Source organism: Baaleninema simplex PCC 7105, from assembly GCF_000332355.1.
In the GTDB taxonomy this organism is placed as follows: Bacteria; Cyanobacteriota; Cyanobacteriia; order Cyanobacteriales; family Geitlerinemataceae; genus Baaleninema; species Baaleninema simplex.
The window spans coordinates 1,895,201-1,906,171 of record NZ_KB235958.1 but is presented as its reverse complement, the minus strand read 5'-3'; the positions used below and the strand labels follow the sequence as shown (position 1 = coordinate 1,906,171).

Below are 10,971 nucleotides of genomic sequence, written 5' to 3'. Positions count from 1 at the left end.
TCGCCCCCCTTTGAAAGGGGGGTTGGGGGGATGGTTGGGGGGATAGAGAAAGACTTGTCTGACTGGGGCAAACCAGTGTTTGAGTCCTCGACTATGCTCGGACTAAACGCTTCGACTCCGCTCAGCGTTGAAATTCGGATTCCGTATCATTTGGGACTGCTATATCTCAAAAAAATAGAGATGTTCTCCAACTCTTTCAATTTTATTGAATCGAGTCGAGCGTCAGCAAGCATCGCGATCGCAATAAAAAAACTGGCACGCGATCGCGCACCAGTCGAATCACAACAGTTGAATTACAAGGATGGATTTAATTGAAATCCATCTAATCGATTACGAAGATTGACCTTCTTCTAATCCGAGTTCAAAGGTAATTTCGTGAACTCCAGAAATTCCTTTAATTTCATCGACAATTTCACGGGCGCGGTCTTTATCTCGAACGGTTCCCGACAAAATAACCGAACCGCTCGCTACGTTTACGGTCAGATCTTCTGAAGTATCGGACAAAATAGTTTCGCGAATTTTTCGATCGGTCATCGGTTCGCCACGTTCTGCACCTTTGGCGTATTCGATACCACTATACTGTCCGCCCGTTGGCGTCAGTTTTAAATCTTCTTCGAGTTGTTGCTGACCCTGTTCTAAGGTATTGCTTTTCGCTCCGAGTGCAGCGATATCTGTGCTAGCTAACGCCGGTAAACTACCGGTTCCTGCTAAGAGGCCGAGACATAACAGCGTCGCGACCGTTCGGAATCCACCCAAGCGATGCGTAATAAAATAAGTCGCGATCGCAGCGGTTGTGATAGCAGAGGTGAGAAAAATGATATTCATAAGCATTACTCCTGAATATGTTACAACTTGCCCCATTCGAGCGATGTAAACTTAAGCTACAGTCTTTCGTAAGTTTCAACGAGAAGAAGGTAAAATAGAAGACATAGACTTCTCGTCATGTTGCCCGATGGGTTCGCAGTGTTCTGAATTGAAACGCGATCGCCAATCGACAGTCGGCTTCAATTCAAAACTTGCGTTACGAACAGACTATCGAAGATCTTTAAGAGAATCGATCGCTCTGTAGATATATAAATCAAAACGGCCGTTTCTCTCAAACCGCCCGAAACCTAACAACCACTACCCCGCGAGCGTTCGATCTCCACCCGAATTCGCCTTCAGCCTGCTTAAAAACTGCCGAAATATTACGAAAAAATACGTTTTCAAGCCCAAGGCGTCTCGAAGTCCCAGAGTTGGCGCAATTTGTCGTCTATCTGAAGGACGAACTCACTATTCCAAAAGATCGATCGTCGGCCGTGACAGTATCTCTCCCTAGGGAAAGATATCCTGCTTTGGAAGTTTCTTCACAAATAGAGATAGCTAAAACTAGCGAGATGCGACAGACCGATCGCATTCCTCCCTCACTTCGATCGACTCGCTCCCACAACTCAACGGCGAAATCGCAGTCTTCTGTCAACCCGCGAGTTTCTGCAACGCCTACCATTCCCCCCTCTGTTTTATCCGGAGTCCTATGCGCGACGAATCTCAAAACAACCGTGTGGGAACGATCGTTTCCGTCCGTGGCAGCGTTGTAGACGCCCGCTTCGAGCCACCGTTACCCGAACTCAACCACCAACTGAGAGCCGGGGAAAACGACGAGATCGCCATCGAAGTGTTGAGTCACGTCGATCCCGAAACGGTGCGCGGTATCGGTTTGACTTCCACCTCCGGCTTAGCCAGAGGGACGCCAGTTCGCGATCTCGGGCGCACGTTGCAAGTTCCCCTCGGCGATCGCCTGTTGGGGCGAATGTTTAACGTCTTCGGCGAGACGATCGATCGCAAAGACGAAATGACCGGCGGCGAGTGGCGATCGATCCATCAAAAACCCGTTCCCCTCTCCGAACGCGCTACCACCTCGGAAGTCCTCGAAACCGGCATCAAAGCCCTCGATATTATCGCCCCCCTCGAACGGGGTGGGAAAGCCGGGCTGTTCGGCGGTGCGGGGGTCGGAAAAACCGTGTTGATTACAGAAATGATTCACAACATGGTGGCACACCACGAGGGGATCAGCTTGTTTTGCGGCGTGGGAGAACGCAACCGGGAAGCCGAGGAACTCTACCGCGAAATGCAAGAGGCTGGGGTGTTAGAACGAACGGTTCTCGTGTTCGGACAGATGAACGAACCTCCAGGGGCGAGATTTCGCGTTCCTCACGCCGCCTTGACGATGGCGGAATATTTTCGCGACGACGCCAAACGAGACGTGTTGTTGCTGATGGACAACGTGTTTCGCTTCGTACAAGCCGGACAAGAAGTCTCTGGGTTGATGGGGCGATTGCCCTCTCGCGTCGGCTATCAACCCACATTGGGGACTGAGTTATCGGAGTTGCAAGAGCGCATCAGCAACACGGCGACGGGGGCGATTACCTCGGTTCAAGCGGTGTACGTTCCGGCTGACGATTTTACCGATCCGGCGGCGGTGAACACGTTCGGGCATTTGTCAGCGTCGATCGTTCTCTCCCGCAAACGCGCCAGTCAGGGATTGTATCCCGCTGTCGATCCCTTACAGTCGAGTTCCAAAATGCTGTCGCCGACGATCGTGGGACAACGACATTACAGCGTCGCCCAAGCGGTGAAACAAACTCTGGCGGAATACGAGGAATTGAAAGATATTATCGCCATGTTGGGCATCGAGGAGTTGTCGCAAAACGATCGCAAAACGGTATCTCGAGCGCGTCGGTTAGAGCGGTTTTTAACCCAACCGTTTTTCACGACAGAACAGTTTACGGGAAAAAAAGGCAAGCTAGTCAGTTTAGAGGATGGGTTGGAGGGGTGCGATCGCATTTTAAACGACGAGTTCGCTGACGTTCCCGAACGGGCGCTGTATACCATCGGCGCGATCGACGACGTTAAAAGGTAGGGTTGGGTTGGGTTTCGACTTCGCTCAACTCGATACCCCATCTAACACCCTATCTAGCTGGTTTATCGAGACAAACGCTATGGACGAAATCGCCTTGAAAATTTTATTACCGACTGAAGTGTTGCTCGAAGAAACGGTCAGCAAACTTTCCGTCGAAACGGAAGACGGCGTCCGGGTTTTGTTACCCAACCATATCGATTTCGTCGCGTCGTTAGTTCCGGGTATTTTATCCTACAACACCTCAGAAACCGAGTATTTCGTTGCCGTCGATGAAGGCATTCTCATCAAAGAAGAATATACCGTAACTGTGGCAACGCGCCGCGCCGTCAAAGGACGAGATTTAGAACACTTAAGCGCCACGGTAGAAGAACAGTATCGCATTCTCGACGATCGCGAGAAACAAGCCCGCTCTGCGATCGCCAAACTCGAAGCAGGATTTGCCAGAAGACTGATCGAACGAGGAGGACAGCATCGTGGAACACAATAAAAATAACAAAAATAACAAAGTTCGCGATCGCAAACCGACCCATACGCGAAATCTTAGCGATTTATGGAAAGCCTTTCATCAAGAGATCGATCGCAAATCGCTACAAAAAATTCGCGCCAGACAGGAAGGCGATCGCAGCCTCTGGTTTAGCTTAGGAATGTATGGTTTGGTCGGGTGGTCGATCGCCATTCCCACATTACTCGGAATTGCAATAGGACGCTGGCTCGACCTCCGGTTCCCCAGTCCTTATTCTTGGACGTTAATGGGATTGTTTCTCGGGCTAATGTTAGGCTGCTGGAATGCTTGGTATTGGATTCAAAAAGCGCTGCAAGATTAAAAAAATGCCTTAAAAGGGGTTTTCTCGCACTTTTTTCTGCAAATTAATAAGAGGTATTTCCACTTTTTTAACCCGTACTTGGAGACATCATAATTTTTTTTAGAAGTTAATTTTTATTTCTGAATTTAGTTTTGAGTTATATTTGGAGTACATTACGATGAATGGATTTTTAGAACTTGCGATCGCTCTCTTCGGAGGCTTCGTCCTCGGACTGTTTTATTTTTACAGTCTCTGGATTACCGTGCGACAACTTCCCGTGACTGCCTATCCTATCCCCTTAACTCTCGGCAGCTTCATCGCCCGTTTAGCAATTACTTTGCTTGGCTTTTATCTACTTATGAACGGTCACTGGCAACGAGGTTTAATCGCCTTAATTGGATTTACGATCGCGCGAACGATTTTAACTAGCATCAAAGGTAAAATCCTCACCAACCCTCATTAAAGCTGCCGTCAAAACGCCATGAATATCACTCCAGACAACATCATTTTTTGGCAGTCGGGATTTATTACCATCAACGCGACAATTGCCTATACCTGGTTGGTGATGGCAATTTTAGTGTTAGGTTCCTGGTGGGTGACGCGACAGCTAACGAGCGAACCCACTATCTCGAAATGGCAAAACGTTCTCGAAATCATCGTTAAAACCATTAACGACCAAATTCAAGACGCAGCCGATCGCGATCCAGCACCGTTCCTTCCTTTTATTGGAACGCTATTTCTATTTGTTGCCTTGGCTAACATTTTGACTCTCTTTCCCGTCTACGAATCGCCAGCGGGATCGCTTTCGACAACCATCGCACTATCTTTATGTACCTTTATCGCCGTTCCCCTATTCGGAATTCGCGACTCGGGATTAATCGGCTATCTCAAACACTATTTCGAGCCGTCACCGTGGATGTTTCCCTTTCAAGTGATTGGTGAAATATCCCGTATCATCTCTTTAGCCGTGCGGCTTTTTGGAAACGTGATGAGCGGAAGTTTCCTCGTGGCTATTTTACTGCTAATTTTACCGATTATTTTTCCTGCAATAATGCGATTGTTTGGAATGCTGATCGGTATTATTCAAGCTTACGTTTTTGCAATTTTGTCGCTCGTTTATATTGCTTCAGCAATGCAAGTCAAATCCGAACAGGAAGACTAAAAAAATTGCGATCGCACTGCATTTTACACCCAAACGTTTCAACTCAACCCGGATAGAATCATGGACAATCTCAGCTTAGTCAGCGTCGCCTCGATTTTCACCGCAGGCTTATGTATCGGACTCGGAGCGATCGGCCCGGCGATCGGTGAAGGATTGGCCTTGGCGAACGCCATGCGAGCCTTAGCCCAACAACCCGATCGCGCCAATACCATTACGCGGACGCTCTTCGTGGGCATGGCTGTCGTCGAATCGACGGCAATTTACTGTTTTGTCGTCTCGATGATTTTGCTGTTTGCCAATCCCTTTTGGAACTATTTTTTACAACAAGCGGGGGGATAACGGGTGTTAATCGATTGGTTTACCGTTGGCGTCCAACTGTTTAACTTTTTGTTTCTCGTTTGGTTGCTGCAACGCGTGTTGTACCGCCCGATTTTACAGACGCTCGAGCGTCGCCAACAGCAGATCGACCAGTGGTATCGCGACGCCGAACAACAGCGGGAAGAAGCCCGACAAAACGCCGAACGATACCGCCGCCAGTGTCGAGAACTGCAAGAGTTCAAAGCCAAACATCTCGCAGAAGCCAAACAACAGGCGCGTCGAGAACGGGAAATTCTCACCCAACAGGCGAAGCAGGACGTCGATCGCCTGCACCGTCAGTGGAAAACCGCGTTACGCCGCCGACAAGCGCAGTTTTTCGATCGCCTCCAGCGAGATACGAGTCACCATCTCGCGTTGATGACGCGCCGCGCCCTCGAAGACGTGGCCGATGCGACACTTGAAGACCGAGCGATCGAACGATTTCTCGATCGCCTCCATCACCTCGACGACGCCACCCGCCAGCAAATGCACGCTTGCATCGCCGACTCGAGAGCCTCTGTTCTCATCTGTACGGGATTCGAGATCTCTCAGGAAACCCGCGATCGCTTGTTGGACGCAGTACGGCGAGAGTTGGCGTGGGATGTCGAACTCTGCGAAGCCGACGAGCTTCCAGAAACCGAGGATACCGGCGAGGAGGAGGAACCGCGCCCCGTTCCCCTACAATTCGTCCGCGATCGCGCGCCGATTTGCGGGATCGAACTTTATACCGGCGGTTACGAGGTGGCGTGGAGTTTCGACAGCTATCTGCGAGATCTCGAAGATCGCGTGCGTCAGACGTTGCAAAGCGAACTCGAACGGGTGGAGGAGGAAGAACCCCTTCCCGAAGAACGCCTCCAGCGACAACTGGCGCAGCAAACCTACGACATCGCCCGTCGCGCCCTGCAAGACGTGGCGGACGAAACCCTAGAACGACGAGCGATCGCAATGTTTTTACAGCGGTGGGAACGACTCGACGACGACACGCAAAAACAACTGGCGCGATCGCTGTCCGAGGGAAATCGATCGATCTGCGTTCGCAGCAGTTTCGAGATTCCTCCCGAGTGGAAACAGGAAATTTGCGATCGCCTCCACCAAGCCCCCTTCACAGACAGCAGCACCATCGATTTTCAGCAATCTCGCGATCTCATTTGTGGCATTGAAGTCCAAATTGACGGTCACGAAATCGCCTGGAGTTTAGACGATTATCTCGAACAGTTACGGGGGCGAGTCGAAGCTACGTTAACTTAGATCGTCCCAGCCATGCGCCTCTGTGGGGGTATTTCCTTCGATAGATGTCAGTCACCGTTCGATTTTCTAAGTTGATCCCTAGAGGGGCAGTTTTGATGTTTTTCCGAAACCCCTCTCTCAATTGTAGTTATCTGCTGTTATCTAAAACGGAGGACTGGAGGACTGGAGGACTGTTATGAAACGCCTGAAACAACATTTCGATCGCGCTCTAAATTCCAAATCGATCGCTCTACCGACCTTAGCCTCTATCGCGGGGGTTCTCACCGTGACCTTAGCCTCGTTCGTCGTTCCCCAACGACCGGCGATCGCCCAAAGAACGGGGATGACCGCCTCTGCCGATATTGAAGACCTTGCCGAAAATCCAGGTAAGTACGTCGGAAGAACGGTTTCCTTAACCGGAGAAATTGAAGAAACGCGATCGCCCTACATCTTCGAACTCGAAGAAGATGGTGGTGTCGTCGAGTTGTTCAACGACGATAGCGTCTTAGTCGTCAGCAACGATATTTCTCAAGCTCCCATCGAAGAAGGAAGAGAAGTCCGAATTACCGGACAAGTTCGAGAATTCTCGATTGTGGAGATCGAGCGAGATTACGATTTCGACTTCGACGATCTCGCCATCCGCGAAGAGTTAGAATATGAATATGAAGGTCGTCCGGTGGTTTATGCCGACTCGATTCAAATTCTCCCTGAATAATCTTTTCTCCAAAACTCCCCTTCATGGGGGAGTAGACAGTAGGGTGGGCAATGCCCACTCGCCACTTTTCCTTCTCCTGAAATACTCGAATAAATTTAAATTTTGTCGAAAATCAAATTTAGAATCTACCTTGTTTGTTGTCGATTTTTTTAAACATTCAATCGATCCAAAAAATAAAAAATATATTTCAATTTTTAATTTTTATTATTCATTCAATGATTTTTATGGCATTTTTAAGGATTTTAAAATAGTTTTGAGTGGGCGATGTCCACCCAACATTAAGCTTTTATGGCATTTTTAAGGATTTTAAAATAGTTTTGGGTGGGAGATGCCGACCCGACATTAGACAATCTATTCAATTGAATTATCTAACGGCATAACAAAACAACAAACACGAGCGTTTCTTATTACAAGATGTCAGGAAAACTATGAACCGAAACCGCGAACTTCTCTCCGTTTTAGGAGAAACGTTTTCCGCCTTCGATCGCGCCCTCGCCGACTACCACCCCGAACTGCACTCGCGCGAGGTGGGACTCGTCAAATCGGTTTCGAGTGGCATTGCTAAAGTGGCCGGACTCCCCAACGTCAAATCTGACGAACTGATCTATCTCGGGGACGGCGTCCCAGGAATCGCCTTCAACCTGGACGTTGACGAAGTGGGGGTGATTCTCCTCGGCGACAGCGATCGCCTCAAAGCCGGGGATAAAGTTCGGCGCACGGGTCGCGTGACGGACGTTCCCGTAGGCGAACACCTCCTCGGTCGCGTCGTCGGTGCAACCGGAAACCCCCTCGACGGCGGTGGCGACATTCCCGAGGGCGATCGCCGTCCCATCGAACGAGACGCCCCGGCCATTATGGATCGCGCCCCGGTCACCGTTCCGCTTCAAACGGGGGTCAAGGTCATCGACGCACTGATCCCCATCGGTCGCGGCCAGCGAGAACTCATCGTGGGCGATCGCCAAACGGGAAAAAGCGCGATCGCCATCGACACCATCATCAACCAGCAAAATCAAGACGTTATCTGTATTTACTGCGCCATCGGGCAGCAATCGTCCTCCGTCGCCAAAACCATCGCCACCCTGCGCGATCGCGGCGCGATGGACTACAGCATCGTCGTCACCTCAGCCGGAGAAGATCCCCCAGGACTGCGCTACATCGTCCCCTACGCCGCCACGACTATCGGCGAATACTTCATGGAACGGGGGCGAGACGTTCTCGTCGTCTACGACGATTTAACCCGCCACGCCTGGGCTTATCGCGAACTGTCGCTGTTGTTGCGCCGTCCTCCCGGTCGTGAAGCCTATCCCGGCGACATCTTTTACTTGCACTCGCGGATGTTAGAACGGGCGACGCACCTGCGGGAAGAACTCGGCGGCGGTTCCCTGACGGCACTTCCTATCGTCGAAACCCAAGCCCAGAATATTTCGGCGTACATTCCCACCAACATTATTTCGATTACCGACGGTCAAATCTACCTGTCGCCGGACTTGTTCCAAAAAGCCGTCTTACCCGCCGTCGACGTGGGAAAATCCGTGTCGCGCGTCGGCGGAAAAACGCAACTTCCCGCCTACAGCGAAATTTCGGGAGACTTGCGCCTGTCCTACGCACAGTTTCAGGAAGTCGAAGTCTTTTCGCGCTTCGGAACGCAACTCGACGAAGACACCGTGCAAACCTTAGCCCGAGGTCGTCGCGTTCGGGAGGTTCTCAAACAGCCCGAATCTCAACCGATTCCCGTAGCCGAACAGATTGCGGTGTTGTACGCCGTCAACGACGGGGTCTTCGACGAGGTGCCGTTAGAAGAGATGCGATCGGCCTCTCAGGCGATTCGCGATGCAGTAACCGATCGCCTTCCCCAATGGTGCGATCGCATCCAATCCGGCGAAACTCTCTGTGAAGAAGATCGCCAACATCTCCTCGAAGTCTGTCGCGACGCCGTCCGAGATTTCGCCACCTCCTAACCCTACTCAACTCTCAACTCTCAACTAACAGATGTCCCTCGAAGCCTTAAAAGCGCAAATTAACAGCGTGCGCGACCTGCAATCGGTCGTGAAAACCATGAAAGCACTGGCGGCGGTGAGCATTCGCCAGTACGAACGGGCGGTGGAATCTCTGGCGGACTACAACCAGACTGTCGAAACGGGATTTCAGATTTTGTTGAAATATCGCTACGACATCGACGATTGGGGGGTTGGGGCGTCGAGGCGAGCTGAGGAACCGAAACTCGGGGCGATCGTGTTCGGATCGGATCAAGGACTTTGCGGACAGTTCAACGAACAAATCGCCACCCACGCGTTGGAATACCTCGACACCTGCGGAATTCCCCCATACCAACAGCGACTGACGGCCGTTGGAGGGCGGGTCGTCCCGGCCTTTGAAGCTCGCCGTCGTCCCTTCGCCGACGTACTGCTGGTTCCCAGTTCCGTCAGCGCGATCGTAGGACGAGTGCAGGCGTTAATCGTCGATATCGAACAGTGGCGAGAAACCGAAGGAGTCGATCGCGTGGTGCTGTTTTACAATCGCTTGCAGTCGGGATCTCGCTACGCCCCCCACACGCAACAACTGTTTCCCCTCGATCGGCAATGGTTGCATGGGTTGGAAACGAAACCTTGGCACGGGCGATCGCTCCCCATTTTTACGATGGAGGGAACGCAGTTATTTTCGGCGTTAATTCGTCAATATCTCTTTGTGTCGCTCTATCGTGCGTTTGCGGAATCTCTCGCGAGTGAAAATGCCAGTCGTCTGACCTCGATGCAGTCAGCCGAAAAGAACATCCGAGAACGTCTCGACGAACTGAATTCGCAATATCGTCGCCAGCGTCAGAGTGCGATCACCAGTGAATTATTAGATGTTGTCTCGGGATTCGAGGCACTTCAGTAATGGTTCTAGACGCCAGCGTCGTGATTTCTCTCTCGATCGATAGACGCAGAATTCAGATTGCTTCGATAGGTTAAAACTAGAACTTGTCTAAATCGTTTTAAAGTTCGCGATCGCTCGTCATATCGCGCGAGCTTGTCTGCGATTTATAAAAAAGTAACAAGAGGTAAAATCACTATGGCACAGGAACACTACAAACACGCTGTTGGAACGTTTAAGGATATGGAAAATCCGGCGTTAGCCCTCACGGAGTTAAAAGCGGCTGGATTTCCCATGGATCGCGTTTCGATCGTCGCTAAAAACCCCGAGACGGTAGAAGACGAAGCGGGCAATAAAAGCCCCGACGACGTAGCCGGAGCTGAAGTCAAAACGAAAGTGGGAAACGAAGCCGATAAAGGCGCAGAAACCGGAGCGTTCGCGGGGGGAGCGTTAGGAACCCTCGCCGGATTGCTAGCAGGAATTGGCGTCTTTACCCTCCCCGGATTGGGAGCGGTTGCGGTGTTAGGCTCGGAACTCATCGCAGTTGGCAGTACCGTCGTCGGCGGTGCGGCAGGTGCGGCCGCAGGAGGCTTAATCGGTGGTTTAATCGGGTTGGGAATTCCCGAAGAAAAGGCGAAAGTGTATTACGATCGCGTTTCTGAAGGCGGCTATCTCGTGATTATCAAAGGCACCGATCGCGAAATCGAACAAGCTCAGAAAATTTTGAGCCAACGCAACATTGAAAATTGGGGCATCTACGAGCCTCAAGAAAATCGCCAGTTCAGCCAAGCTTCGAGCTAGATCGGATTGAGATCGAGTTTAAAGTTTTGGCGATAAAGTTCGGGATTTTTATCCCGTAGATCGAGACAACGGCACGCGAGCGGATCGGTATTTGGGTCTTCGCAAAACAAGGTGATAAGAAAAACTTATTAAGTAAAGCAAGACAGAAAGCGCA

The 10,971-nt window shown here is 50.9% G+C and carries 12 protein-coding genes; 11 read left to right on the top strand and 1 reads right to left on the bottom strand.

Annotated elements, in window-relative coordinates:
* Nucleotides 1-330: 330 nt before the first annotated feature.
* Nucleotides 331-825 (bottom strand): BON domain-containing protein, encoded by a 495-nt coding sequence (locus GEI7105_RS0110575; protein ID WP_017660437.1) that lies wholly within the window; start codon nucleotides 823-825, stop codon nucleotides 331-333.
* Between the two features lie 688 nt (nucleotides 826-1,513).
* Here GEI7105_RS0110575 and atpD point away from each other — a divergent pair.
* The 11 genes from atpD to GEI7105_RS0110520 all read left to right on the top strand — a co-directional run bounded on the left by atpD (nucleotide 1,514) and on the right by GEI7105_RS0110520 (nucleotide 10,817).
* A complete protein-coding gene (gene atpD, locus GEI7105_RS0110570; protein ID WP_017660436.1) occupies nucleotides 1,514-2,899 on the top strand; it encodes a F0F1 ATP synthase subunit beta in 1,386 nt (461 codons plus the stop codon).
* 79 nt (nucleotides 2,900-2,978) lie between these two features.
* A complete protein-coding gene (locus GEI7105_RS0110565) occupies nucleotides 2,979-3,386 on the top strand; it encodes a F0F1 ATP synthase subunit epsilon (protein ID WP_202804396.1) in 408 nt (135 codons plus the stop codon).
* A complete protein-coding gene (locus GEI7105_RS29985; RefSeq protein WP_017660434.1) occupies nucleotides 3,373-3,723 on the top strand; it encodes an AtpZ/AtpI family protein in 351 nt (116 codons plus the stop codon). The genes GEI7105_RS0110565 and GEI7105_RS29985 overlap by 14 nt, the downstream gene beginning before the upstream one ends.
* A gap of 157 nt (nucleotides 3,724-3,880) precedes the next feature.
* The gene (locus GEI7105_RS0110555; protein WP_017660433.1) at nucleotides 3,881-4,165 is read left to right on the top strand and encodes an ATP synthase subunit I; all 285 of its coding nucleotides are present in this window, start codon (nucleotides 3,881-3,883) and stop codon (nucleotides 4,163-4,165) included.
* A gap of 18 nt (nucleotides 4,166-4,183) precedes the next feature.
* A complete protein-coding gene (locus tag GEI7105_RS0110550; RefSeq protein ID WP_017660432.1) occupies nucleotides 4,184-4,864 on the top strand; it encodes a F0F1 ATP synthase subunit A in 681 nt (226 codons plus the stop codon).
* A gap of 60 nt (nucleotides 4,865-4,924) precedes the next feature.
* Nucleotides 4,925-5,203, top strand: coding sequence for a F0F1 ATP synthase subunit C (locus GEI7105_RS0110545; protein ID WP_017660431.1), 279 nt, complete (start codon nucleotides 4,925-4,927; stop codon nucleotides 5,201-5,203).
* Nucleotides 5,204-5,206: 3 nt separating this feature from the next.
* A complete protein-coding gene (locus tag GEI7105_RS0110540; RefSeq protein ID WP_017660430.1) occupies nucleotides 5,207-6,469 on the top strand; it encodes a F0F1 ATP synthase subunit B family protein in 1,263 nt (420 codons plus the stop codon).
* A 175-nt stretch (nucleotides 6,470-6,644) separates the two neighbouring features.
* Complete coding sequence (locus GEI7105_RS0110535) at nucleotides 6,645-7,163, top strand: OB-like fold-containing membrane protein (protein ID WP_017660429.1); 519 nt, start codon at nucleotides 6,645-6,647, stop codon at nucleotides 7,161-7,163.
* A 428-nt stretch (nucleotides 7,164-7,591) separates the two neighbouring features.
* Nucleotides 7,592-9,121 (top strand): alternate F1F0 ATPase, F1 subunit alpha, encoded by a 1,530-nt coding sequence (locus tag GEI7105_RS0110530; protein WP_017660428.1) that lies wholly within the window; start codon nucleotides 7,592-7,594, stop codon nucleotides 9,119-9,121.
* Nucleotides 9,122-9,152: 31 nt separating this feature from the next.
* A complete protein-coding gene (locus GEI7105_RS0110525; protein ID WP_017660427.1) occupies nucleotides 9,153-10,040 on the top strand; it encodes a F0F1 ATP synthase subunit gamma in 888 nt (295 codons plus the stop codon).
* A 174-nt stretch (nucleotides 10,041-10,214) separates the two neighbouring features.
* Nucleotides 10,215-10,817: a general stress protein gene (locus GEI7105_RS0110520; protein ID WP_017660426.1), complete on the top strand. Its 603-nt coding sequence runs from the start codon at nucleotides 10,215-10,217 to the stop codon at nucleotides 10,815-10,817.
* Nucleotides 10,818-10,971 lie beyond the last annotated feature (154 nt).

Bases quoted from the DNA above. Each gene is read 5' to 3' on its own strand.
- GEI7105_RS0110575 (WP_017660437.1), bottom strand. From the start codon at position 825: ATGAATATCATTTTTCTCACCTCTGCTATCACAACCGCTGCGATCGCG.
- atpD (WP_017660436.1), top strand. From the start codon at position 1,514: ATGCGCGACGAATCTCAAAACAACCGTGTGGGAACGATCGTTTCCGTC.
- GEI7105_RS0110565 (WP_202804396.1), top strand. From the start codon at position 2,979: ATGGACGAAATCGCCTTGAAAATTTTATTACCGACTGAAGTGTTGCTC.
- GEI7105_RS0110555 (WP_017660433.1), top strand. From the start codon at position 3,881: ATGAATGGATTTTTAGAACTTGCGATCGCTCTCTTCGGAGGCTTCGTC.
- GEI7105_RS0110550 (WP_017660432.1), top strand. From the start codon at position 4,184: ATGAATATCACTCCAGACAACATCATTTTTTGGCAGTCGGGATTTATT.
- GEI7105_RS0110545 (WP_017660431.1), top strand. From the start codon at position 4,925: ATGGACAATCTCAGCTTAGTCAGCGTCGCCTCGATTTTCACCGCAGGC.
- GEI7105_RS0110535 (WP_017660429.1), top strand. From the start codon at position 6,645: ATGAAACGCCTGAAACAACATTTCGATCGCGCTCTAAATTCCAAATCG.
- GEI7105_RS0110530 (WP_017660428.1), top strand. From the start codon at position 7,592: ATGAACCGAAACCGCGAACTTCTCTCCGTTTTAGGAGAAACGTTTTCC.
- GEI7105_RS0110525 (WP_017660427.1), top strand. From the start codon at position 9,153: ATGTCCCTCGAAGCCTTAAAAGCGCAAATTAACAGCGTGCGCGACCTG.
- GEI7105_RS0110520 (WP_017660426.1), top strand. From the start codon at position 10,215: ATGGCACAGGAACACTACAAACACGCTGTTGGAACGTTTAAGGATATG.